We start from the raw sequence: 24,062 nt of genomic DNA on the forward strand, positions 1-24,062 counted from the left end.
GATCCCGAAGGCTGCCGATCGAACGGGAGTCCCGATCGGGTGACTTCGGCGGTCTCCGCGCACAGGCCGTCAGGCCGTCAGGCCGTCAGGAGGGCGTCGGCCAGCCAGTCGGCGGTGTCCGGGAGCCAGTCCGACTGGGCGTTGCCGAGCAGGTGGTTGCCGTGGGGAACGTGCAGGACCTCGGCGTGGGGGAGGTCGGCGGCGAGGGCTTCCGCGTTGGTGACGCCCGGGATCCGGTCCTCGCCGCCCTCGACCAGCAGCAACGGGCAGTGGAGTCGCGGGGCGAGTGCGGCCAGGTCCACGCTGTCGGCGAACGCGCGGGCGGCGGTCGGGCTGCCGCAGCGCTGGGTGAGGGTGGCGGTGACGAACGGGACGAACGCGTCCCACTCCAGGCGGTACGGGCCGCTGATCAGAGCGGCTGCCCGGATGCGCGAGTCATGGGCGGCCACCGCCGCGGCGAGGTAGCCGCCCATGCTGAGGCCGACCACCGCGATCCGCCCGAGGTCAAGGTCGACCTCCCACGTGCCGGCGGTCTCCTCTAGCGCGTCGAGGGCTTGGGAGACGGCCCGCCGGTGGTCCGCCGCATTCAGCGCCGACGTGGTGGCAAACACGCCCTGGCCGGGCCCGTCGATCGCCAGCACGGCGAGGCCGCGAGCGAGCAGCGTGTCCGCGAGGGCGTGGAACTCCTCCTTGGCGGAGTCCATGCCCGGAATCACCACCGCAACGGGAAAGCGCTTACCCTCCGCATTCACGCCCGTCGGGGTGCGCAGCCAGCCGGTGAAGCCGTCGCCGGACAGGCGGCGGGCGCGTGGTTCGAGCAGGGCCAGCGCCTGTTCCATCGAACGGTCCGACTCCCGCTCGTTGTCCTCGGCCCGCGCCCGGTCGGGGTCGGGGATCAGGGCGGCGAGGTGGAACCAGCGGGCGGCCAGGCGGTGGCGTTCGCCGGCGGTCCGGATACGGCCGCGCGCGGCGGCCTGTTCGGCGGCGGCACGGTGCCGAATCGCGGCCGCCCGGCACGCGTCGGGCCACTGGAGCAGGGACTCCAGCGAGGCGGTGACGCGGTCGTACTCGTAAAGGTCGATACCCGCGCCGTGGGCCCTCGGGCGGGTCTCCGCGGTGAAGCCGGCGGCCATGCCGGGGGCGGAGAGGAAGGGGAGGTGGTCGGTCATCGGTGTGCGGTCCTCCGGAATGGGCGCCGGCCAGCCAGGCCAACAGATCGACAAATCAACACCACGGCACGGGATCGCTCCGGGACGACAGCGGCACAGCAGAACAGCGGCCCACTCCCCACTCCCCCGCGCTCTCAACACGACGATCATCATCAATCAATTGATGTCTGTCAATGCCTGAACAATAAGCAGCCCTTGTAGCATCGACACATGGGAATGCCTGCCAGCGACCGCCTCGGTTTCGATCTGCACCTCGCCGACCAGGAACTGCTGGCCGCCAAGCGCGCTGCCGTCGAGCCCGCCGGGCTGACGGTGCCTCAGTACGCGGCCCTGTTCGTGCTGGCCGAGAACGCGGGCATCAGCGGCGCCGCACTTGCCCGGGCCTGTCACGTCACCCCGCAGGCGATGGCCGTCCAACTCCGCCACCTGACCGACCGCGGCCTGGTGGAACGCGCCCCGCACCGCTGGCACCGCAACGTCCTGGAGGCCCGCCTCACCGACACCGGCCGTGCCGCGCTGGAACTCGCCGACGACCGGGCCAGCTTCATCGAAGAGGCCCTGCAGGCCGAGTTCACCCCCGCCGAGCGCGACCAGCTCCGCGACTTCCTGGCCCGCGCCACTGCCGCCCTCCGCGCGGCCGCCGACGACCTCGACTGACAGCCGCCGCCGTACCGCCGGCACCCGCTCCCGGACACCCTCGCCCGGTCGCCGAACCCGGCACCCCGCACCGCCGGCACCCGAACCCGACACCCACGTCAACACAGACCGCTCTCGGCCACACGGTGACTTCCACCGGGCGCGGCTCGTTGAACGGGTCGTGCCAGCGCCAAGGCAGATCAACGCAGCGACGGACGTCCGGCCCGCAGAGCGAGCCACGCTCGGGATACTGACGCGCGCCTTCCCGCCCGAACTCGTCGACCAGGTGCTGATCGACTGCGGACGGGTCGAGCAGCGCAACCGCCTGCTGCCGGCCCGGGTGGTGGTCTACTTCGTCCTCGCGATGGCGCTGTTCGGCGGCCACGGGTACCCGGAGGTCGGCCGGCTGCTGGTCTGCGACCTGGAGCGGGAACCCTGGTGGCCGCAGGGTCGTCAACTGCCCACCGCCGCCGCGATCGGACGGGCCCGGCTGCGGCTCGGAGCGGAGCCGCTGCGCCGCCTGTTCGAACAGACCTGCCCACCGCCGGCCGCCCGCACCACCACCGATGCGTGGTACCGCGGCCGCCGGCTGGTCGCCCTGGACGGCGCGATCCTCGACGTCCCGGACACCCAGCCGAACGCCGATCACTTCGGCCACTCCGTCCGCACCACCACCCAAGCCGCCCGTACCGCCGCCCGAGCCGCCACGAGGCCGCCGACCCGGCCCGCCGACGAGGAGTCCGTCAGCTACCCGCAGGCCCGCGTCAGCGCCCTGGTCGAGTGCGGCACGGGCACCGCACTCACCGCTGACGTCGGGCCGCTGTCGACCCACGAGCGCGCCCTCGCCGAGGCCATCTACCCGACGCTGACCCGCGACATGATCGTCCTCGCCGATCGCGGCACCACCGACCCCGCGACCTGGCAGGCAGCCCTCGCGGGCGGCGCGGACCTGCTCTGGCAGGTGCCGTCCCGTCTCCAACTCCCCTTCACCACACGGCTGGACGACGGCTCCCACCTGACCGCCCCGGCCGGCGAACCCGTCGGTACCGGCGGCCCCGCCCACCGCGCACAGGTCCGCGTCATCGACTTCGCCCTCGACACCGACCGTCGCAACGACCCGCCCCACCGGCTGATCACCTCCCTCCTCGACCCCGCCGACGCCCCGGCCGCCGACCTCGCCGCCCGCTACGCCCACCAGTCCCGCAGCGGAACGGCGCTCGACCGCCTGACGCCGCCTCACCCGGCCCGCACGCTGCGCTCCCGCCACCCCGACGGCATCGAGCAGGAGATCTTCGCCCTGCTGCTCCTCGACCGCGCCTTCCCCTCCGCCGGACCCTCCGCCGGGCCCGCCACCGCGCCCACCGCCGCCGTCCCTGCCCAGGCAGCGCCGCCCACCGTGCAGGTAGTGTCCGCGCCCCACTGACACACCCCACTGACACGCCCTACCGACGCACCCGGGGGCGCGCCCGGGGGACGGCGCGGTGTGGCCAATGTCGCACAGCGGATCTCCGCAGCTCGTGGGGGGTATGACGGTCGGCTGCAGGTAGGCTGCGGGCTGCCCGTCCCCCGAGCTGTGAGGAGTTTGCGCGTGTCTGCGATCACCGTGGTGGGGATCGGTGCGGACGGCTGGCCGGGGCTGTCCCCGGCCGCCCGGGAGGCACTGTGCGCGGCGGACGCGGTGCTGGGCGGGGCCCGGCAGTTGGCGCTGCTGCCGGGCGAGGTGACGGCGGAACGGGTGTCGTGGCCGTCGCCGTTGCGTCCGGCGGTGCCGGGGTTGCCGGACCGGCTCGCGGGACGGCGGCTGGTGGTGCTGGCGAGTGGCGATCCGATGTTCTACGGGATCGGGCGGACGCTGGTCGAGTGCGGCATACCGGCGTCCTCGCTGCGGGTGCTGCCGCATCCGTCCTCGGTGTCGCTGGCGTGCGCCCGGCTGGGCTGGGCGGTGGAGGAGACCGAGGTGGTGACGCTGGTCGGCCGCGCCCCGGAGACCCTGCACGCGGCGCTCTACCCGGGCCGCCGCATCCTGGTGCTGAGCGCGAACGCCTCGACTCCGGAGCTGGTGGCGAAGCTGCTGAGGGAACGCGGCTTCGGCCCGAGCCGGATCCGAGTGCTGGAGCAACTCGGCGGCCCCACCGAGGCGTTGCACGAGGGCGTGGCGGACGGCTGGTCGCTGCCGCCGGGCGATCCGCTGAACGTGCTGGCCATCGACTGCGCGGCCGCCGAACCGAACGCGCCGCGCCAGCAACTGACTTCCGGCCTGTGTGACGAACTCTTCGAGTCCGACGGACAGTTGACGAAGCGTCACATTCGCGCGGCGACGCTCGCGGCGCTCGGTCCGGCCCCGGGCGAGCTGCTCTGGGACATCGGCGGCGGCTCCGGCTCGATCGGCATCGAATGGCTGCGGGCGCACCGCAGTTGCCGGGCGGTCAGTGTGGAGCGCGACCCGGTGCGGGTGGAGCGGATCGTCCGCAACGCGGCCGCCCTGGGGGTGCCGCGGCTGCGGGTGGTGCACGGCTCGGCGCCGGCGGCGCTGGCCGGACTGGACGTCCCCGACGCGGTGTTCGTCGGCGGCGGGCTGACCGTGCCGGGCGTGCTGGAGGCATGCTGGGCGGCGCTGCGGCCGGGTGGTCGACTGGTGGCGAACACGGTGACGCTGGAGTCGGAGGCGCTGCTGACGCAGTGGTACCGGCGCTGCGGCGGCGAGTTGGTGAAGCTGAGCGTCGCGCACGCGGTGCCGGTGGGCGGGTTCACGGGGTGGCGGCAGGCGATGCCGGTGACGCAGTGGAGCGTCGTCAAGGACGGCGGCAAGGGCGACGGTGCCGGGACAGCCGGTGCGGTCGAGGAAGTCGGAGGAGCAGCGAAGTGACGGTCTTTTTCATCGGCGCCGGTCCAGGCGCGGCCGATCTGATCACGGTGCGCGGTCAGCGCACGTTGGCGAGCTGCGGGGTGTGCCTGTACGCGGGGAGCCTGGTGCCGCAGGAGTTGCTGGCGGACTGCCCACCGGGGGCGCGTCTGGTGGACACCGCGAACCTCGACCTCGACCAGATCATGGCGGAGATCGTCCGGGCGCACGGCGAGGGCCAGGACGTGGCGCGGCTGCACTCGGGCGATCCGTCGGTGTTCTCGGCGATGGCGGAGCAGATGCGTCGCCTGGACGCGGCGGACATCCCGTACGAGGTGGTGCCGGGCGTTCCGGCGTTCGCGGCGGCCGCGGCGGCGCTGAAGCGGGAGTTGACGGTCCCGACGGTCGGGCAGACGGTGATCCTGACCCGGGTGGCCCGGCAGGCGACGCCGATGCCGCCCGGCGAGGATCTGTCCGTCCTCGGCAAGAGCGGCGCGCTCCTCGTTCTGCACCTGGCGGCCCGTTACGTGGACAGCATCGTCGAGGAACTCCTCCCCCACTACGGCCCGGACTGCCCGGCCGCAGTGGTGGCGATGGCCAGCCGCCCCGACGAGCTGGTCCTGCGCGGCACCCTCGGCGACATCGCCGTCCAGGTGAAGGCCGCGGGCGTGCTCCGCACCGCGGTCATCATCGTCGGCCGCACCCTGGCGGCGACGGAATTCCGCGACAGCCACCTGTACTCCACCACCCGCAGCCGGTAGGCCGACCGCAGCGGGTAAGCGCTTTCCCGTTCCACCCCGCCGGCAGGTCCAGGCAACGGGTAAGCGCTTTCCCGCCCCCGGCGGGCGGCCCAGCACTCGGCCCGGCAATCAGCCCAGCGAGGCGACGAAGGCCTTGGCCCGGCGGGTGATTTCGGCCCAGTCGCCGGCAGCGACGGTCTGCGGGGGGACGACGTCGGTGCCGGCGCAGACGGCGAGGGCGCCGTTGTCGAGGAAGGCCTTGGCGTTGGTGGCGTTGACGCCGCCGGAGGCGACCAGGGGGACGTCGGGGTAGGGGCCGCGGAGGTCCTTGAAGTAGCCGGGGCCGAAGGTCTTGGCGGGGAAGATCTTGACGGCGGCGGCGCCGAGGTCAAGGGCTTCGGCGACCTCGCTGGGGGTCAGGGCACCCATGACGACGGGGATTTCGGCGGCGCGGGCGGTGGCGGCGACGACAGGCCGCAGGCCGGGGGTGACGAGGAACTGGGCGCCGGCGTCGATGCCTTCGCGGGCCTGTTCGGCGGTGAGGACGGTGCCGACGCCGATCCGACAGCCGGCCTTCGCGGCGGCGGCGACGTGGCGGGTCACGTCCGGTGTGGTGAAGGTGAGTTCGGTCCACTCGATGCCGCCTGCGGCGAGTGCTTCGCAGAGGGCGACCGCGTCGGGGATCTCCGGTGCGCGTACCACGGCTATCACGGGCTGTGCGGCCAACGCGGCGCGCAGATCGGTCACTTCGGTTCCCATGTCTCCAACTCCTGGTGTTTCACAAGCCTGTGGCACCCGCTCGGGGCACCGATTGCACAGCGGGCGCGGTCAGTCCCCCGACGGTCAGTCCCCCGACGGTCAGTCCCCCGGCGGTCAGTCCCCGGCGGCCCGCACCAGCCCGTCGGCGTCGCGTCGCAGGGCGCGGCCGGCCAGGTCGCCGGTGGGTTTGCCGTCGGTGAGGGCGGCGATGCCGCCGAGCAGGACGTGGGCGATGCCTTCGGCGGGGCGACGGGGGTGGTCGAAAGTGGCGGTGTCGCGGACGGTCTCCGGGTCGAAGAGGACCAGGTCGGCGTGGTGGCCGGGACGGATCAGTCCGCGTCGGTCGAGGCGCAGCCGGCGGGCGGGTCGGCCGGTCATCCGGGCGATGGCCTGTTCGAGGGTGAGAACGCCCAAGTCCCGGCTGTAGTGGGCGAGGTAGCGCGGGAAGGTGCCCCAGGCGCGGGGGTGGGGTCGGGCGCCGACGAGCAGGCCGTCGCTGCCGACGGTGTGCGCGGGGTGCCGCATGATGGCGCGGACGTTCTCCTCGTGGCCGACGTGCTGGAGGATGGTGGTGCCCAACTGGTCGGCGAGCAGGAGGCCGAAGAACACTTCGGTGCCGGTGCGGCCCTGTTCGGCGGCGAGTTCGGAGATCTTCCGGCCGACGACGGCGGTGAGGGCGGTGTTGCGGACGCCGGAGATCTGGATGGTGTCCCAGTCGGTGACGACGCCGTGGCAGCCGTCGCTGCCGTGTTCTTCGACGTCGGTGCGGATGCGGTCCCGCGCGGCGGGGTCTGCGAGGCGGCCGAGGGTGGCTTCGGGTCCGCCTTCGGTGGCCCAACTGGGCAGCAGGGCGGCCAGGGTGGTGGAGCCGGGCAGGTAGGGGTAGCTGTCGAGGGTGACGTCGATGCCGTCGGCGAGGGCGCTGTCGACCAGGGCGAGGAATTCGCCGGCGCGGCCTTCGTTGACGCCGAAGTTCATGGTGGCGTGGGTGAGGTGCAGCGGGCAGCCGGATCGCCGGGAGATCTCCACCATCTCCGCGTAGCCTTCCAACGCGCCCGCGCCGTAGGAGCGTTGGTGGGGTGCGTGGTAGCCGCCGCGGGCGGCGACGAGGCGGCAGAGTTCGACGAGTTCGGCGGTGTCGGCGTACATGCCGGGGGTGTAGGTGAGGCCGGTGGACATGCCGACCGCGCCGTCGGCTAGCGCCTGGTCCAACAGGGCCCGCATCCGGTCGAGTTCGTCCTCGGTCGGCGGTCGGTTGTCCCACCCCATGGCGAGGGTCCGGATGGTGCCGTGCGGGGCGAGGTAGCAGGCGTGGGCGCCGATGCCGCCGTCGAGGCGGTCGAGGTACTGGGCGACGGTGCGCCAGTTCCAGTCGAAGTCGTCGGGGTCGCCGTTCCAGCCCGCGAGTTGGCGGCGCAGTGCGACGAGGGTGATGTCGTCGACGGGGGCGTAGGACAGTCCGTCCTGGCCGAGGACGTCGAGGGTGACGCCCTGGGTGATGCGGGACGGGTGGTCGGGTTCGACGAGCAGGTTGAGGTCGGAGTGGGCGTGCAGGTCGATGAAGCCGGGGGCGAGGACGAGGCCGTCGGCGTCGATGGTGCGGCGGGCGGTGAGGCCGTGGCCCACCTCGTCGATGCGGCCGTCGGCGTCGATGGTGACGTCGGCGCGGTAGCGGTCGGCGCCGGTGCCGTCGATGACGGTGGCGGCGCGCAGCAGCAGGTCGGGCATCAGAAGTACGTCCTCACCAGGTCGACCACGCGCGGGTGTTGGGCGTCGGCGTGGTCGAGGACGGGGATGAGGTTCCACTTGTCGAAGGCGGTGCAGGGGTGGGAGAGGCCGAGTCGGACGACGGCGCCGATCGGGGCGTGTTCGCCGGCGCCGCGCAGGAAGGTGTGCTGGTCGTTCAGTGCGGTGACTTCGGCGTCCTTCAATGCGCCCGTGCCGCGGACGAGTTGGGGTTCGGGGAGGCCTTCGTCGAACGGCAGGTCGCGCTTTCCGGCGTCCAGCAGGGCGAGTTGGGGTTCGGGGTGGGACACGACGCGGGCCCAGCCGTGCATGGCGGAGTGCAGGGGGGTGGCGCCGGTGGTGCGGGCGAGGGGGGAGATGCCGCGGTAGAAGCCGTCGTCGTGGGCGAGGTAGGCACCGGCCCGGACGATGACCGTGGTGCCGGGGAACTCGCTTGCGAGGGGGGTGAGTTCTTCGGCGACGGTGTCGAAGTAGGCGCTGCCGCCGGCGGTGACGACGGGGGTGGCGGTGGGGTAGTCGGGGGCGAGGCGGCGGTGCAGTTCGGCGAGGTCGCGCAGGTAGTCGCGGACGGCGGCGAGTGCGGTGTCGGAGGCGTCGTGGGCGAGGGCGCCTTCGTAGCCGCCGACGCCGGCCAGGCGGAGGGTGGGGGCGGCGTGCACGGCCGCGGCGACGTCGAGGGCGGCGGGGATGCCGCGGGCGCCGGTGCGGCCGCCGGGGCCGCCGAGTTCGACCAGGACCTCGACGGGCCGGCGGGCTCCGGCGGCGCGCAGGGCGGCGTCCATCTGCCGGACGCTGTCGGCGGAGTCGACCCAGGAGGCGAAGGCGAAGTCGGGGTCGTGGTCGAGTTCGGCGGCGAGCCAGGCGAGGCCGGCGGGGTCGAGCAGGGTGTTGGCGAGCAGCAGGCGCTGAACGCCGAAGGCGCGGGCGACGCGCAGCTGGGGCAGGTTGGCGAGGGTGATGGCGTGGGCGCCGGCGGCGAGTTGGGCCTGCCAGAGGGCGGGGGCCATGGTGGTTTTGCCGTGCGGGGCGAGCAGGACGCCGGTCTCGCGGCACCAGGCGGCCATGGTGTGCAGGTTGTGGTCGAGGGCGGCGGCGTCGAGGGTGAGCAGCGGAGTGCCGAGGCCGTCGAGGGTGGGGCCGGTGGCGAGCCAGTCGCGGACGGTGCGGCCCGAGGCGTCGGCGGGGGCGGCCTTGAAGCGCCAGTCGAGCACTTCGTCGGCGAGGGCGGCGACGGCGGCGGTGTCGATACCGGGCCCGTGGACGGGGTCGGCGAAGAAGACGGGTTCCGCGGAGGGAACGGGTTCCGCGGAGGGGGCATGCCCGGCGGAAGGAACGGGCCCGGCGGAGGAGGCGGGCTCCTCGGCGGAGCGGTGTCCGGTGTGCTGGTGCTGGTGTGCTGCCGTGTCACCCATGGCTGTCCCTGCCTCCGTTCCGGTCCCGGCTCGCCCGGCGAACTGGGATGTTGCAACATGCGCAACCTCTATTGCGCATGTTGGTGTTACGGTTCTAGCATTCACGCCGGACGGCGGTCAACGGACCGCGACGCGGCCCGTCCACCCTCCCACCTGGTACGCAGCGCCCGGACTCACCGCCGAGCACCGGCCGCGCGGGCCGTCGTGGCGGGAGCGGGGGGCGCGGGCCCGAGGGTGAGGGAGCGGGATTGATGGCGGATCAGGACGGCGGGGCGGCGACCGCCCGGGCGGTGTGCCTGGGCGAGTCGATGGCGGTGCTGCTGCCCGACCGGCCGGGACCGTTCGAGGCCGTCGGCGCGTTCCGGCCCTCGGTGGGCGGCGCGGAGTCCAATGTCGCTTCGGCGCTCGCGGCGCTGGGGGTGCCGACCGCGTGGATCAGCCGGGTCGGCGCGGACGGCTTCGGGCGCCGGCTGACCGGCGACCTGGCGGCGGCGGGCGTGGACGTCTCCGCGGTCGCGGTGGACCCGCACCGGCCGACCGGCGTCTACCTGAAGGAGACCGGCGGCTCCGGCCTCCCGCACGACCTCGGCGCGGGCCGCTCCCGCCTGCACTACTACCGCACCGGGTCGGCGGCCTCCGCGCTCTCCCCCGCCCTGCTGGACGACCCGGCAGCGGCCGCGCTGCTCGACCGGGCCCCGCTGCTGCACCTGACGGGCATCACGCCCGCCCTGTCGGACGACTGCCTGGCCCTGGTGCGCGCACTGCTGGCCCGCCGCCGGCCGGGTCGGCTGGTCTCCTTCGACCTCAACTGGCGTCCGGCGCTGTGGCGCCGGCGCGACCCGTCGGTGCTGCCGGCCCTGCTGGACGCCGCCGACGTGCTGCTGCTCGGCGCGGACGAGGCCGAGGACGCGTTCGGCACCGGCGATCCGGCCGCACTGAGAAAGCGCTTTCCCTCTCCCTCCGTGCTGGTCGTCAAGGACGCCGGACACCTCGTCACCGCGCTCGACCGGGACGGCGGTGCGGTCACCGAGGCCGCGCTCGCCGTGGAGGTGGTCGAGCCGACCGGCGCGGGCGACGCCTTCGCGGCCGGCTACCTGGCCGGCACCCTGCGCGGACTCGACCAGCGTTCCCGGCTGCGGCTCGGCCACCTGTCGGCGGCCAGTGCGCTGACCGCGCCCGCCGACCACGGCACGCCGCCGGATGCCCGTACGGTGGCCGCGCTGCTCGCCGCCGACGAGCGGGCCTGGGCGGCGACCCGGGTCTGCGTGTCCGGCATCACCTCCCCCGCGCTCGACTCGGCGGTCGTCGGGCCGCGTAGCCTCCCCGAAGCCCTCGAAACCCTCGGAACATCGGGACACCCATGAGCCAGACCGTCACCCGCGCCCTGCGCCTGCTCGCCGAACTCGGCGAGGGCGAACGCTCCCTGGACCAGCTGGCCGACCTGATCGGCGTGCACAAGACCACCGTGCTGCGGCTGTTGCAGACCCTGGAGGAGGAGCGGTTCGTCCACCGCGACGCCCAGTACCGCTACCACCTGGGCGCGGGCCTGTTCGCGCTGTCCAGCCTGGCGCTGGAGCAGCGCGGCATCCGGCGCACCGCGGCCCCGCGCCTGGCGGAGCTGAACGCGGCGACCGGCCAGACCGTGCATCTGGCCGCGTACGAGGGCGGCGAGGTGGTCTACATCGACAAGTACGACTCCCGGCATCCGGTGCGGATGTACTCGCGGATCGGGCTGCGGGCGGCGCTGCACAACACGGCCGTGGCGAAGGTCCTGCTGGCCGACCTGCCGCCCGCGGAGCGCCGCCGGGTGGTGGCCACCATAGAGTTCACCGTCCACACGCCGAACACCATCACCAGTCCGCACGCGCTGCTCGCCGAGCTGGAGCAGGTCGCCGCGCAGGGCTGGGCGCAGGACCACGCCGAGCACGAGGCGTTCATCAACTGTGTGGCCGCGCCGATCCGGGACGTCTCCGGCCGGGTGGTCGCCGCCGCTTCCATCTCGGTGCCGGACGTCGTCCTGCCCTACGAGCAGGTGCTCGACCTGCTCCCCCAACTGCTCGCCTGCACCCGGGCGATCTCCGCCGACGCGGGCCTCCCCGTCCGCGGCAGTTTTTCCTGACCCATCGTCAATTCTCCTCTGGAGCACCGCACATGAGCGACAAGATCGAGATCCGCACCGACGGCGCGCCCGCCCCGGCCTGGATGTTCTCGCAGGGCGTCCGCAAGGGCCCGATCCTGCAGGTCTCCGGCCAGGGCCCGCAGGACCCGGCCACCGGCGAGTACCTGTACCACGGCGACGTGAAGGCCCAGACCCGCCGCACCCTGGAGAACGTCAAGGCCATCGTGGAGGCCGGCGGCGCGACCATCGAGGACGTCGTGATGTTCCGCGTCTACCTCACCAAGCGTGCCGACTTCCCGCTGATGAACGAGGTCTACGCCGAGTTCATCGACGAGAACGTCAAGCCGGGCGGGGTGAAGCCCTGCCGCACCACGATCTTCGTCGAACTCCCCCAGGAGCCCATGCTGGTGGAGATCGACGCCCAGGCCGTCGTCACCGACTGACACCGCCACACGCCACGCCACCACGCCGCCACGACGTCACCGCGCGGAGGGGCCCCGACGGACGTCGCCGGGGCCCCTCCGGCGTCTCCGGCGTCCCCGGCGGGCCGGTTAGGCTGGTGCGTCCGAACCGCGTCGGCCTCCGGGAGTCCGCCCATGCACGTCCTGATCCTCGGCGGTACCAGTGAGGGCCGCCGGTTGGCGGAGGCGCTGGTGGCCGATCCGGCGTTGCGGGTGACGAGTTCGCTGGCGGGCCGGGTGGCGCAGCCGCGGCTGCCGGCCGGGGAGGTGCGGGTCGGCGGGTTCGGCGGGGCGGCGGGCCTCGCGGGGTGGTTGCGCGGGCACCGGGTGGACGCGCTGATCGACGCGACGCATCCGTTCGCGGAGACGATGAGCCGCAATGCGGCGGTGGCCGCCGCCGAGACGGGTGTGCCGCTGTTGGCGCTGCGGCGGCCGAGTTGGCTGCCCGAGGACGGCGACCGGTGGCATCCGGTGCCGAGTCTGGCCGCGGCGGCGGACGCGCTGCCCGGGCTCGGTGCGCGGGTGTTCCTGACCACCGGACGTCAGGGCATCGCCGCGTTCGCGCATCTGGACGCGCTCTGGTTCCTGGCGCGTTCGGTCGAGCCGCCGGTGGCGCCGATGCCCGCGTCGGCCGAAGTCCTGTTGGAGCGTGGGCCGTTCGCGCTCGACGGGGAGCGCGAGCTGCTGCGGGCGCACCGGATCGACGTGCTGGTCACCAAGGACAGCGGCAGCGCCGCCACCGCCCCGAAGCTGACCGCCGCCCGCGAGCTCGGACTACCGGTGGTGGTCGTCCAGCGCCCGGCCGCCCCGCAGGGCGTGCGGACCGCCCCGGACCTCGCCGGGGCGGTCAACTGGCTTCAGGAGCTGAGGAGTCAGGCCTCCGGGTAGCGGCGCGGCGTCCACACCACGTCGCGTTCCTCGCCGCGCTGCACCCACTGGGTCTGGGTGGAGCCGATCAGCAGCAGGGTGCGCATGTCGACGTCGGCGGGGTCGAGGTCGGCGAGGGCGACGGTGCGGACGCGTTCGGTGGGGCCGCCGACGTCCCGGGCCAGCACCACGGGGGTCGCCGGGTCGCGGTACTCCAGCAGCAGGTCCCGGGCCGAACCGACCTGCGTGGTACGGGACTTGGAGCCGGGGTTGTACAGCGCGAGGACCAGGTCGGCCTCGGCGGCGGCGCGCAGCCGGCGGGCGATCACCTCCCACGGCTTGAGCCGGTCGGAGAGCGAGATCACCGCGTAGTCGTGGCCGAGCGGCGCGCCGGCCCGGGACGCGGCGGCGTGCGCGGCGGTCATGCCGGGCAGCACGCGCACGGCGACGTCCCGGTACGGGTCCTCACAGGCGGCTTCCAGCACGGCGGTGGCCATCGCGAAGACGCCGGGGTCGCCCGAGGAGACGACCGCGACGCGGCGGCCGCGACGCGCCAACTCCAGGGCGAATTCGGCGCGTACGCCTTCGACCTTGTTGTCGGAGCCGTGCCGGACCTGCCCGGCGCGGACCGGCACCCGGTCCAGGTAGGTGGTGTAGCCGACCAGGTCGGTCGCGTTGGCGAGCGCGCCGCGAGCCTCGGGCGTCAGCCACAGTGGCCCGGCCGGCCCGGTGCCGACCACCACCACCTCGCCCAACGGCGCTTCGCCGTCGGGGAGTTCGGGGGCCGAAAGCGCCTCGAACGGCTGCCCTTCGGAGTCCAGGGCGGCGACCCGGCTGGGCACCACTGCGACCGAGAAATACGGCACGCTGTCGGCGTCGATCTCGGCGAGCCGGCCGGTGCGTTCGCCGTCCATGGTGGCGCGTTCGACGTAGCGGGCCTCGGCCAGCCGCCCGGAGCGCTCCAGGGCGCGTCGCACGGTGGGGAAGGTGCGGCCGAGCTTCATGACGACGGCGGAGTCGGTGGCGGCGAGGCGGGCCGTCAGCTCCTCCTCGGGCAGGGTGCCGGGGATGATCGTCAGCACTTCCTCGGCCTCCACCAGCGGGGTGCCCAGGCGGGCGGCGGCGGCGCTGATCGAGGTGACGCCGGGCACCACCTCGGTGGGGTAGCGGTGGGCGAGGCGCTTGTGCATGTGCTGGTAGGAGCCGTAGAACAGCGGGTCGCCCTCGGCGAGGACGACGACGGTGCGCCCGGCGTCGAGGTGCGCGGCGAGCCGCTCGGACGCTTCCTGGTAGAAGTCGTCGAGCGCGCCGCGGTAGCCGCCGGGGTGGTCGGTGGACTCCACGGTGACGGGGTACATCAGGCGCTCTTCGACCTGACGGCCCGTCAGGTACCGTTCGGCGATGGCCCGGGCGTGCGAGCGGCCGTGCCGGGCGCAGTGGTAGGCGATGACGTCGGCCCGGCCGATGAGTTCGGCGGCGCGCACCGTGATCAGCGAAGGGTCGCCCGGGCCGACGCCGACGCCGTACAGCCGGCCGACCGCAGAGTCGTTCTGACGTTCCGTCATTCCTGTTCGCTCGCAATCGCGTTGATCGCGGCAGCGGCTATCGCGCTGCCGCCCCGGCGACCCCGGACCACCAAGTGCTCCAGGGCGGCGGGGTGTTCGGCCAGGGCCTGCTTGGACTCGGCGGCACCGATGAAGCCGACGGGGACGCCGATCACGGCGGCGGGCCGGGGCGCGCCGGCCTCGATCAGCTCCAGCAGGCGGAACAGCGAGGTGGGGGCGTTGCCGACGGCGACCACCGCGCCTTCCAGGCGGGGCAGCCAGAGTTCCATGGCGGCGGCGCTGCGGGTGGTGCCCATGGCGCGGGCGAGTTCGGGCACCGACGGGTCGGTGAGGGTGCAGATCACCTCGTTGTCGGCGGGCAGCCGCTTGCGGGTGACACCGCTGGCGACCATGTTGACGTCGCAGAGGATCGGCGCACCCGCGTGCAGGGCGCGGCGGGCGTCGGCGACCACATCGGGCGACCAGAGCAGGTCCTCGACCAGGTCGGTCATGCCGCAGGCGTGGATCATCCGGACGGCGACCTGCGCGACGTCGGCGGGCAGCGCGGCGAGGTCGGCCTCGGCGCGGATGGTGGCGAAGGACTGGCGGTAGATGGCCGCGCCGTCCTTCTCGTAGTCGATCATCAGGTCCTCCGCCATTCGGCATTGCGCGCCTCGGCGACTGCTTCGGCGGTCTCGTACTCGGTCGGGTCGTGCTCAGTCGGGTCGTTCTCGGTGCGGTCGCGCTCAGTGCGGCCGGTGCGGCCGTGCTCAGTGCGGCCGGTGCGGCCGGTGCCGCCGTTCTCGGTGGATTCGTTCGGGCTCGCCGGGCCGGTCTCGCGGGTCCGGCCGTCCACGGTGACGCGGTGTCCGGTGCCGGTGGCCAGTACGTCGACCCAGCGTCCGGCGGGGTGTCCGCAGCGGCGCTCGCAGCCGGACCAGTGCACGGGCAGGCCTGCGACGGGGACGGCCGCGATCGCGCGGGCGGCCTGTGCACGGACGTCGGCAAGCGCTTTCCCGCAGCCGGGCAGGCCGGTGCAGGCGGTGACGCCCTCCCAGGGGCCGCCGGACTCGACGCGGAAGCCCGCGTCGGCGAGGCGCGGCAGCCATTCGACCCCGGCGCCGGGCACCACGACGCCGCGCCACGGTGTGAGCCGCACGCTCTCGCCGCCGTCGCCCGGCCCGAGCGCGTCCGCGAGCAGTCGCCACTGCGCGCTGCTCGCCCGCCCGAACCGCAGCCCGACCGACACACCGCCCCCGACCGGTACGGCACCCCCGACCGACACCGCGCCGTCGACCGCCACAGCACCCCCGACCGGTACGGCACCCCCGACCGCCACACCACCCCCGACCGCCACAGCACCCCCGACCGCGCCCAACAGGGGCCGCTCCCCGGTGAACCGGGGCAGCAGCGTCTCCCCCTCCGGCAGTTCGTCCTGCACCTCGCGCAGGTGCCAGGCCCGGCCGGCGGCCAGCTCAAGGAAGCGGCGGGCGGCGTCGAGCGCGGCAGGCACGGGGTCGTCGACGAGGGTGGCGCGGCGGGCGCGGCCGAGGCGCAGCAGGGCGCGACCGTCGCCGACTGCGATCAAGGTCACATCGGCGTCGAGGGTGGCGATGTCGCCGCGGCCGTCGTCGAGGGCGAACAGGAACTTCCCGGAGAGTCGGGCGGCCCACGGCGCGGCGCACAGGGCGGCGTCCAACTCGCTTACCCAACGCGGGAGTTCCGCCGAAGCGGCACCGCGTCCGTCGAGGCCGGCGAGCGGCGAGGCGACGATGTTGCGGACGCGTTCGTGGGTGTCGGAGGGCAACAGGCCGACGGCGCGCAGCCGTTCGGCGAGGTCGGCGGCGCACTGTTCGGTCAGGCCGCGCAGCTGGGCGTTGCCGCGGGAGGTGATCTCGATCTCGCCGTCGCCGAGCGCGTCCGCCGCGTCGGCGATCGCGAGCAACTGACGGTGCGTCAAGTAGCCGCCGGGGAGCCGGAGTCGGGCGAGGTGGCCGTCCTCGGCGGGGTGCAGGCGGAGCGCGCCGGGGCAGGCGTCGGCGCGGCCTCGGTCGGGCCCGACGGAGGGTGTCGCGAGGGCGTCGGGTGTGGGTGGCATGGCGGCGAGCATACCCATGGCCACGGGTCGCGCCAGTGCGCCGACTCCCGCTCCCGGGGTTCGAGTGCCCGGCGTCTGCCCAGCTCAGCGGGGTGTTCGGGGGCGGGCGCCGCTCCGGATCGGGGGCGCGTCGCAGGTCACACTCCCGGGATGCGCGATCTACCCGTACGATGCTGGCGGGTGCCTCTCGGGGCGTCCCGGTCACCTTTCGGGGTGTCCGCTGCCAGCGACGGCACAGCGGAGGAAGTCCGGTGCGAATCCGGTGCGGTCCCGCCACTGTGACCGCGGCTCAGTGAGCCGTGGGAGCCAGGAACTCCGGCCGTCCTCCACTGCCCGGGGCGAGGACCCCGAGGAAGGCCTGTGCCATGCGTTGTCGCATGCCCGCGTTCCGGCGGGTGTCCGTGGGGTTCGTTCCCGCCGGGCCGTTCCGCGTCCTCGACCGCATCTGTGCTTCCACGACCGGGTTGTCCGCGCTGTTCGAGACGCCCGGGAGGGCTTTCGCATGATCCTGCTGCTGTCCACGTCCGACACGGACCTGTTGAGTGCCCGGGCGTCGAGCGGTCCGGTGCGGTTCCGGTGGGGCAATCCGGCGCGTCTGGACCCGGCCGACCTGCCCGAACTGCTGGACGGCGTCGAGCTGGTGGTGGTGCGGCTGCTGGGTGGTCGGCGGGCCTGGCAGGAGGGGCTGGACGTGCTGCTCGCGGGGCCGCGCCCGGTGGTGGTGCTGACGGGTGAGCAGGCGCCGGACGCGCAGCTGATGGAGTTGTCGACGGTGCCGGCGGGCATCGCGGCGGAGGCGCACGCGTACCTGGCGCACGGCGGTCCGGAGAACCTGGCGGAGCTGGGCGCGTTCCTGTCGGACACGGTGCTGTTGACCGGTCACGGTTTCGCGCCGCCGGCCTCGGCCCCGTCGTGGGGTCCGCTGGAGCGGGTCGCGACCGCGCCGCAGGAGGGTCCGCGGGTGGCGGTGCTGTACTACCGGGCGCACCACATGAGCGGCAACACGGCGTTCGTGGAGACGCTCTGCCGGGCGGTCGAGGAGCAGGGCGCGCAGGTCCGCGCGTACTTCTGCGCGTCGCTGCGCGGCGCGGAGCCGGAGCTGCTGGCGGAGCTGGGCGCGGCCGATGTGCTCGTGACGACGGTGTTGGCGGCGGGCGGCACCCGGCCGGCCGACGCGCAGGCCGGCGGCGACGAAGAGGCGTGGGACGCGGGGGCGTTGGCGGCGTTGGACCGGCCGATCCTGCAGGCGCTGTGCCTGACCTGGTCGCGGGCGCAGTGGGAGGGCAGTGACGACGGGCTGTCGCCGCTGGACACTGCGACGCAGGTCGCGGTGCCGGAGTTCGACGGCCGGCTGATCACCGTTCCGTTCTCGTTCAAGGAGGTCGACGAGGACGGGCTGACGGTGTACGCGGCGGATGCGGAACGTGCGGCGCGGGTGGCGGGCATCGCGGTGCGGCACGCCCGGCTGCGGCACACGCCGGCGTCCGAGCGCCGCCTCGCCCTGGTGTTGTCGGCGTATCCGACGAAGCATGCGCGGGTCGGCAACGCGGTCGGTCTGGACACCCCGGCGTCGGCGGTCCGGCTGCTGGAGCGGCTGCGCGCGGAGGGCATGGACCTGGGCGACGCCCTGCCGGGGCTGGACACGGACACCGACCGCGGTCACGAGGGCGACGCGCTGATCCATGCGCTGATCGAGGCCGGCGGCTACGACCAGGCGTGGCTGACGGAGGACCAGCTGGCCCGCAACCCGGTGAGGATCCCGGCGGCCGACTACCGGCGCTGGTACGCGACGCTGCCGGCCGGGCTGCGCGAGCGGGTCGAGGAGCACTGGGGCCCGGCGCCGGGCGAGTTGTACGTGGACCGTTCGCAGAACCCGGACGGCGACATCGTCCTGGCGGGGCTGCGCTCGGGCAATCTGCTGGTGCTGATCCAGCCGCCGCGCGGGTTCGGCGAGAACCCGGTGGCGATCTACCACGACCCGGACCTGCCGCCGAGCCACCACTATCTGGCGGCGTACCGCTGGATCGCGGCGGCGCAGGAGGACGGCGGTTTCGGCGCGCACGCGGTGGTGCACCTGGGCAAGCACGGCAACCTGGAGTGGCTGCCGGGCAAGACGGCGGCGCTGTCGGCGGAGTGCGGCCCGGACGCGGCGCTGGGCGATCTGCCGCTGGTCTACCCGTTCCTGGTGAACGACCCGGGCGAGGGCACCCAGGCCAAGCGCCGGGCGCACGCCACGCTGGTCGACCACCTGGTGCCGCCGATGGCGCGCGCCGACTCGTACGGCGACATCGCCCGACTGGAACAGCTGCTGGACGAGCACTCGAACATCGCGGCGATGGACCCGGCGAAGCTGCCGGCGATCCGCGCGCAGATCTGGACGCTGATCCAGGCCGCCAAGCTGGACCACGACCTGGGCCTGGCCGAGCGGCCGGAGGACGACGGCTTCGACGATTTCCTGCTGCACGTCGACGGCTGGCTGTGCGAGGTGAAGGACGCGCAGATCCGCGACGGCCTGCACGTGCTCGGTCAGGCCCCGGCGGGCACGGACCGGGTGAACATCGTGCTGGCCATCCTGCGGGCGCGGCAGATCTGGGGCGGTGTCAGTGCGCTGCCGGGTCTGCGGGAGGCGCTCGGCCTGGACGAGGCGGCGCTGACGCTGGGTGCGACGGACGCCGCCGAGGCGCAGGCGCGGGCGCTGGTGGAGGCGATGGAGGCGGAGGGCTGGAACCCGGCCGCCGTCGAGAAGGTCGCCGCCGGTCTGCCGGCCGCCGTGGCGGAGGTGCTGTCCTTCGCGGCCGCCCAGGTGGTGCCCCGACTGGCGTCCACGACGGACGAGTTGGACGCGGTGCTGCACGCCCTGCAGGGCGGGTTCGTCCCGGCGGGCCCGTCGGGTTCGCCACTGCGCGGGCTGGTCAACGTGCTGCCGACGGGCCGCAACTTCTACTCGGTGGACCCGAAGGCGGTGCCGTCGCGGCTCGCCTGGGAGACCGGGCAAGCGCTTTCCGCCTCCCTGATCGAGCGTTACCGGGCCGACAACGACGGGCAGTTCCCGCCGTCGGTGGGCCTGTCGCTGTGGGGCACTTCGGCGATGCGCACCGCCGGCGACGACATCGCCGAGGCCCTCGCCCTGCTGGGCGTGCGCCCGGTCTGGGACGACGCCTCGCGCCGGGTGACGGGCCTGGAGGCGATCCCGCTCGACGAGCTGGGCCGTCCCCGGATCGACGTGACGCTGCGCATCTCCGGTTTCTTCCGGGACGCGTTCCCGCACGTGGTGGCGCTGCTGGACGACGCGGTGCGGCTGGCGGCCCGCCAGGAGGAGCCCGCCGAGCAGAACTTCGTCCGGGCGCACGTGCAGGCCGACCTGGCCGAGCACGGCGACGAACGCCGGGCCACCGTCCGGGTGTTCGGCTCCCGTCCGGGGACGTACGGTGCGGGTCTGCTGCAGCTGATCGACAGCCGGGACTGGCGCACGGACGCCGACCTGGCCGAGGTGTACACGGTGTGGGGCGGCTACGCGTACGGCCGCGACCTGGACGGGCGGCCCGCCCGGGAGGAGATGGAAACCGCTTACCGGCGGATCACGGTGGCGGCGAAGAACACCGACACGCGCGAGCACGACATCGCCGACTCGGACGACTACTTCCAGTACCACGGCGGCATGGTGGCCACCGTGCGCGCGCTGACGGGCAGCAGCCCGGCGGCGTACATCGGCGACTCGACCCGCCCGGAGACGGTCCGCACCCGGACTCTCACCGAGGAGGCGGCCCGGGTGTTCCGGGCCCGGGTGGTGAACCCGCGCTGGCTGGAGGCGATGCGCCGGCACGGCTACAAGGGCGCGTTCGAGATGGCCGCGACGGTGGACTACCTGTTCGGCTACGACGCCACCACCGGCGTGGTCGCGGACTGGATGTACGAGAAGCTCACCGAGGAGTACGTCCTCGACCCGGTCAACCGGGAGTTCTTCGCCGAGGCCAACCCGTGGGCGCTGCACGGCATTTCGGAGCGCCTGCTGGAGGCCGCCGAGCGCGGGCTGTGGGCCGAGCCGGACCCGCGGCTGCTCGCGGAGCTGCGGCAGGTGTTCCTGGAGACCGAGGGCGACCTGGAAGGCGAGTGACCGCCGCCGCGGGGCCCACCGGCGCCGCGGACGGCTGCGGAACGGGCGCGAAACGGGCGCGGCCGTCGGACGGCCGCGGCCCGGGCGGGCCCCGCGGAAGGTGAACGCCGGACGACACTTGACGGGGCGATGATCGCCAAGGGGTGTCTTCCGGCCCGCCCGGGCGGACAATCTCCGCATGAGCCTGCGAACCGCCCTGACCCGCCCGGCGCGCTACGGCGCGCTGGCCGCGGGCGCGTTGCCCGTCCTGACGTTCCCGGGCGCCGGCCTGGCCGTACTGGCCTGGGCGGCGCTGGTGCCGGGCCTGTTGCTGATGCGGGCGGCGGGCACCGCGCGCGAGGCGGCGGTGCGCGGCTGGTGGTTCGGCGCGGGTTTCATCCTGACCGGCATGTACTGGCTGATCCCGTCGATCGGCCCGGCGCTGCCGCTGCTGGCGGCGGTGTTCGGGGTGTTGCAGGCACCGGTCGGGCTGGCCGCGTGGTGGCTGCTGCGCGGCGAGTTGACGCTCCGCCGCTCGGCGGCGGCGCTGGTGGTCGTCCCGGCGGTGTGGGTGAGCGCCGAGTTCGCCCGGTCCTGGCATGCGCTGGGCGGGCCGTGGGCGCTGCTGGGCGCGTCCCAGTGGGAGCATCCGGCGGTGCTCGGCCTGGCCTCGGTCGGCGGGGTGTGGCTGGTGAGCGGCGCCCTCGTCGCGGTCAACACGGCATTGACGATCGTGGTGCTGGCACGCGAACTGCGGCTGCGGCTGCTGGCGGGTGCGACGGCGCTCGCGGCGGTGCTGGCGGGCCCGTTGGCGTTCGCCGCGCAGGCCGCGCCGGCGTCGCACGGCTCGGCGTCGGTGGCGCTGGTGCAGGCGGGGCAGACGCCGGACGAGCGGGCCCGGCTGGAGGCGAACGTCCGGATCACCCGCTCGTTGGCGGGCGATCCGGTGGACCTGGTGGTGTGGGGCGAGAGTTCGACCACCGCCGACCTGGACCGCGACACCGCGACGCTGGACCGGCTGGCGGCGCTGTCGCGGTCGACGGGCGCGCAGCTGCTGGTCGGCGAGGACGCCCGGAAGGCGGACGGCCGGATCTCCAAGGACGCGGTGCTGGTCGACCCGTCGGGCATCGTGGCGCGCTACCGCAAGATCCGGCTGGTGCCGTTCGGCGAGTACATTCCGCTGCGTTCGCTGCTGGGCTGGGTCGCGGGGGTGAGCGCGGCGGCGGGCGAGAACCGGGCGCCGGGCGGGTCCGTGCACCTGCTGCCGGTGGTCGGCCGGGACGGCCGTCCGCTGCCGGTGGGCACACTGATCTGCTTCGAGTCGGCGTTCCCGGACATGTCGCGGACCGTGGCCCGGCAGGGCGCGGGCCTGATCGTCTACCAGTCGGCGACCTCGACCTTCCAGTCGACGTGGGCGCCGGCGCAGCACGCCTCGCTGGGGGCGATCCGCGCGGCGGAGACCGGCCGGCCGGTGGTGCAGGCCGCGTTGACCGGCGAGTCGGTGGCGTACGACGCGCAGGGCCGCCGGCTGGCGCGGCTGACCACGGGCGAGGCGGGTGCGCTGACCGTCCGGCTCGCCCCGGCCGACCCGGCGGCCCGGACGTGGTACGTGCGGTGGGGCGACTGGGTGCCGCTGTCGGCGCTGGCGGTGACGGCGGCCGCCGGGGCGACGGCGCTGGTGCCCCGGCTGCGCGGGCGTCGCCGGCCCGGCGCCCCGGCCGCGCCGCCCTCCGACCTGCCGTCGGCTCGGGTCTGAACTCCCCTGCCGTCGGCGCGGGTCCGAACTCCCCTGCCGTCGGCGCGGGTCCGAACTCCCCTGCCGACGACCGCAGGGCCGAACTCCCCTGCCGACGACTGCGGGTCCGAACTCCCGCGCCCCGGCGTTCAGTTCTCGGGGTAGGCGACGTGGATGCCGAACACCGCGCCCTGCGGGTCGCGCAGCACGGCGAGGCGCGGGCCGTCGGGGACGTCGGTGGGCGGCAGGGTGACGGTGGCGCCGAGCAGCGCGGCGCGTTCGGAGCTCAGGTCGACGTCGGCGACCGCGAAGTACGGCATCCAGTAGGGCGGCACTTCGGCGGGGAACTGGTCGGCCATGTCCATCATGCCGCCGAAGTCCCTCCCGTCCAGGCCGAATTGGGTGTACATCTCGCCGGTGGCGACGCTCCAGCCGAACACCCGGGTGTAGAACACGGCGGCGGCCTTCGGGTCGCGGGTGGCGAGTTCCACCCAGCCGAGCGCGCCGGGCTCGTTGATCAGGTCGCAGCCGCGCAGGGTGCCGGGCTGCCAGGCGGAGAACACCGCGCCGCCGGGGTCGCGGGCGACGGTGAAGCGGCCCCAGCCGAGGGCGTCCATCGGGGGGACGATCAGGGTGCCGCCGGCATCGGCGATGGCGGCGGCGGTGGCGTCCAGGTCGGGGGCGTGGAAGCTGATGTTCCACGCGGTGGGCTGGTCGGGCTGCATCAGCCCGACGAGTCCGGCGACGAGTTCCTCGCCGACGTACAGCCGGGTGTAGCCCATGGCCTTCTCGTCGGGGACGGCCTCGGTGCGCCAGCCGAACAGTTCGTGGTAGAAGGTCTTGGCCGCCAGCGGGTCCTTGGTGGACAGTTCGGCCCAGCAGGGCGCGCCGGGCCCGAATCCGGTGGTCTTCACGGGCGGTTCATCTCCAGGATCAGCTTGCCGCGGGCGTGTCCGGACTCGACCGCGGCGATCGCCTCGGCGGCGTGTTCCAGCGGGTAGCGGGCGCTGATGTGCGCGTCGAGCGTCCCGTCGGCGACCAGGTCGGCGAGGGCGGTGAGCACGGCGGCGGTGCCGTCGCGTTTCACGTACGCGCCGCCGAGTTCCTCGACGGTGGCCCGGTCGGCGGTGGACACCAGCCGCCCGGGCCGGCGCAGCGCCCCGGCGACGTCGCGGACGGCGGTGCCGCCCACCAGGTCGAGGACGGCGTCGACGCCGTCGGGGGCGGCCTCGCGCAGCCGGTCGGTGACACCCTCGCCGTAGCGGACGGGGGTGGCGCCGAGGGCGCGGACGTGGTCGGCGCTGGACGCGCCGGCGGTACCGAGGACGGTGATGCCGCGGGCGCGGGCGATCTGGGTGGCGGCGGTGCCGACGCCGCCGGCGATACCGACGATCAACAGGAGTTCGCCGCTGTGGAGTTGGAGCTGCTGGAGGGCGTCGTAGGCGGTGGCGGCGGCGACCGGCAGCGCGGCGGCCTGGTCGAAGCCGATGGTGGCGGGCTTGCGGGCGGTGGCGCGGGCGGCGAGCAGCGTCTGTTCGGCGAACGCCCCTGCGGGCGCGATGCCGAACACCTCGTCGCCGACGGCGAACCCGTCCGCGTCCTCCCCCACGGCGGTCACCACGCCGGCGGCCTCGCTGCCCATCACCAGCGGCGGTTCGGCGACCGTCCCGAACCAGCCCTCGCGCTTCTTCCAGTCGGCGGGGTTGACGCCGGCCGCCCTGACCTCGATCCGCAGCCCGCCCGGGCCGGGCTCGGGCAGCGGCCGGTCCAGGAACTGTTGCTGCTCCGGTCCGCCGTAGGCGACGAACCCGAATGCCTTCACCATCTCTTCCCGCCTCTTC

19 protein-coding genes and 1 riboswitch are annotated in these 24,062 nt (G+C 74.2%); of the genes, 10 read left to right on the forward strand and 9 right to left on the reverse strand.

Annotated features, from left to right (window positions below; translation table 11 throughout):
- Positions 1-77: 77 nt before the first annotated feature.
- The gene (locus tag AMK19_RS06165) at positions 78-1,169 is read right to left on the reverse strand and encodes an alpha/beta hydrolase family protein (RefSeq protein WP_241844269.1); all 1,092 of its coding nucleotides are present in this window, start codon (positions 1,167-1,169) and stop codon (positions 78-80) included.
- A gap of 210 nt (positions 1,170-1,379) precedes the next feature.
- On the opposite strand from AMK19_RS06165, the gene AMK19_RS06170 reads away from it, so the two are divergent.
- From AMK19_RS06170 to cobM, 4 genes are all read left to right on the forward strand, one after another.
- Positions 1,380-1,826 carry a MarR family winged helix-turn-helix transcriptional regulator gene (locus AMK19_RS06170; protein WP_241844270.1) on the forward strand — a complete coding sequence of 149 codons (447 nt, stop codon included), beginning with the start codon at positions 1,380-1,382 and terminating at the stop codon, positions 1,824-1,826.
- 160 nt (positions 1,827-1,986) lie between these two features.
- Entirely contained in the window at positions 1,987-3,228 is a 1,242-nt protein-coding gene (locus AMK19_RS06175) for an IS4 family transposase (RefSeq protein ID WP_073808765.1), read from the forward strand.
- 165 nt (positions 3,229-3,393) lie between these two features.
- A complete protein-coding gene (cbiE, locus tag AMK19_RS06180; RefSeq protein ID WP_073808767.1) occupies positions 3,394-4,671 on the forward strand; it encodes a precorrin-6y C5,15-methyltransferase (decarboxylating) subunit CbiE in 1,278 nt (425 codons plus the stop codon).
- Positions 4,668-5,408 carry a precorrin-4 C(11)-methyltransferase gene (gene cobM, locus AMK19_RS06185; RefSeq protein WP_073808768.1) on the forward strand — a complete coding sequence of 247 codons (741 nt, stop codon included), beginning with the start codon at positions 4,668-4,670 and terminating at the stop codon, positions 5,406-5,408. Before cbiE ends, cobM begins: the two co-directional genes overlap by 4 nt.
- A gap of 108 nt (positions 5,409-5,516) precedes the next feature.
- On the opposite strand, the gene AMK19_RS06190 is transcribed toward cobM, so the two are convergent.
- The 3 genes from AMK19_RS06190 to AMK19_RS06200 form a co-directional block, all read right to left on the reverse strand.
- Positions 5,517-6,146 carry a bifunctional 4-hydroxy-2-oxoglutarate aldolase/2-dehydro-3-deoxy-phosphogluconate aldolase gene (locus AMK19_RS06190; protein ID WP_073808770.1) on the reverse strand — a complete coding sequence of 210 codons (630 nt, stop codon included), beginning with the start codon at positions 6,144-6,146 and terminating at the stop codon, positions 5,517-5,519.
- Between the two features lie 114 nt (positions 6,147-6,260).
- Positions 6,261-7,874: an N-acyl-D-amino-acid deacylase family protein gene (locus tag AMK19_RS06195; protein ID WP_073808771.1), complete on the reverse strand. Its 1,614-nt coding sequence runs from the start codon at positions 7,872-7,874 to the stop codon at positions 6,261-6,263.
- Complete coding sequence (locus AMK19_RS06200; protein WP_083646529.1) at positions 7,874-9,304, reverse strand: alanine racemase; 1,431 nt, start codon at positions 9,302-9,304, stop codon at positions 7,874-7,876. Before AMK19_RS06200 ends, AMK19_RS06195 begins: the two co-directional genes overlap by 1 nt.
- 251 nt (positions 9,305-9,555) lie before the next feature.
- Between AMK19_RS06200 and AMK19_RS06205 the strand changes: the two genes are divergently transcribed.
- From AMK19_RS06205 to AMK19_RS06220, 4 genes are all read left to right on the forward strand, one after another.
- On the forward strand, positions 9,556-10,668 hold the full coding sequence (locus AMK19_RS06205) for a sugar kinase (RefSeq protein ID WP_073808773.1): 1,113 nt from the start codon (positions 9,556-9,558) through the stop codon (positions 10,666-10,668).
- Positions 10,665-11,423: an IclR family transcriptional regulator gene (locus AMK19_RS06210; RefSeq protein WP_073808774.1), complete on the forward strand. Its 759-nt coding sequence runs from the start codon at positions 10,665-10,667 to the stop codon at positions 11,421-11,423. The genes AMK19_RS06205 and AMK19_RS06210 overlap by 4 nt, the downstream gene beginning before the upstream one ends.
- 32 nt (positions 11,424-11,455) lie before the next feature.
- Positions 11,456-11,866, forward strand: a complete 411-nt coding sequence (locus AMK19_RS06215) for a RidA family protein (protein WP_073808776.1) — start codon at positions 11,456-11,458, stop codon at positions 11,864-11,866.
- 153 nt (positions 11,867-12,019) lie between these two features.
- On the forward strand, positions 12,020-12,772 hold the full coding sequence (locus AMK19_RS06220; protein ID WP_073808777.1) for a cobalt-precorrin-6A reductase: 753 nt from the start codon (positions 12,020-12,022) through the stop codon (positions 12,770-12,772).
- Here AMK19_RS06220 and AMK19_RS06225 read toward each other — a convergent pair.
- Genes AMK19_RS06225 through AMK19_RS06235 form a run of 3 tightly spaced genes read right to left on the reverse strand, consistent with a single transcriptional unit; the run spans position 12,757 to position 16,393 of the window.
- The gene (locus AMK19_RS06225; protein WP_073808779.1) at positions 12,757-14,316 is read right to left on the reverse strand and encodes a precorrin-2 C(20)-methyltransferase; all 1,560 of its coding nucleotides are present in this window, start codon (positions 14,314-14,316) and stop codon (positions 12,757-12,759) included. The two genes, AMK19_RS06220 and AMK19_RS06225, sit on opposite strands and share 16 nt — an antisense overlap.
- Positions 14,313-14,939 (reverse strand): precorrin-8X methylmutase, encoded by a 627-nt coding sequence (locus AMK19_RS06230; protein WP_073809571.1) that lies wholly within the window; start codon positions 14,937-14,939, stop codon positions 14,313-14,315. Before AMK19_RS06230 ends, AMK19_RS06225 begins: the two co-directional genes overlap by 4 nt.
- The gene (locus tag AMK19_RS06235; protein ID WP_241844271.1) at positions 14,939-16,393 is read right to left on the reverse strand and encodes a hypothetical protein; all 1,455 of its coding nucleotides are present in this window, start codon (positions 16,391-16,393) and stop codon (positions 14,939-14,941) included. The genes AMK19_RS06230 and AMK19_RS06235 overlap by 1 nt, the downstream gene beginning before the upstream one ends.
- Before the next feature lie 201 nt (positions 16,394-16,594).
- Positions 16,595-16,727: riboswitch (cobalamin riboswitch) on the forward strand.
- A 168-nt stretch (positions 16,728-16,895) separates the two neighbouring features.
- Here AMK19_RS06235 and cobN point away from each other — a divergent pair.
- Together cobN and lnt are read left to right on the forward strand one after the other, a co-directional pair.
- Complete coding sequence (gene cobN, locus AMK19_RS06240) at positions 16,896-20,507, forward strand: cobaltochelatase subunit CobN (RefSeq protein WP_073808781.1); 3,612 nt, start codon at positions 16,896-16,898, stop codon at positions 20,505-20,507.
- 178 nt (positions 20,508-20,685) lie between these two features.
- On the forward strand, positions 20,686-22,242 hold the full coding sequence (lnt, locus tag AMK19_RS06245) for an apolipoprotein N-acyltransferase (RefSeq protein ID WP_073808783.1): 1,557 nt from the start codon (positions 20,686-20,688) through the stop codon (positions 22,240-22,242).
- Between the two features lie 128 nt (positions 22,243-22,370).
- Here lnt and AMK19_RS06250 read toward each other — a convergent pair whose 3' ends face one another.
- Both AMK19_RS06250 and AMK19_RS06255 read right to left on the reverse strand, forming a co-directional pair.
- Positions 22,371-23,135, reverse strand: a complete 765-nt coding sequence (locus AMK19_RS06250) for a VOC family protein (RefSeq protein ID WP_073808784.1) — start codon at positions 23,133-23,135, stop codon at positions 22,371-22,373.
- Positions 23,132-24,046: an NADP-dependent oxidoreductase gene (locus AMK19_RS06255; protein WP_073808785.1), complete on the reverse strand. Its 915-nt coding sequence runs from the start codon at positions 24,044-24,046 to the stop codon at positions 23,132-23,134. Before AMK19_RS06255 ends, AMK19_RS06250 begins: the two co-directional genes overlap by 4 nt.
- Positions 24,047-24,062: the final 16 nt, after the last annotated feature.

The sequence above is a fragment of the Kitasatospora sp. CB01950 genome, assembly GCF_001905465.1.
GTDB lineage: Bacteria > Actinomycetota > Actinomycetes > Streptomycetales > Streptomycetaceae > Kitasatospora.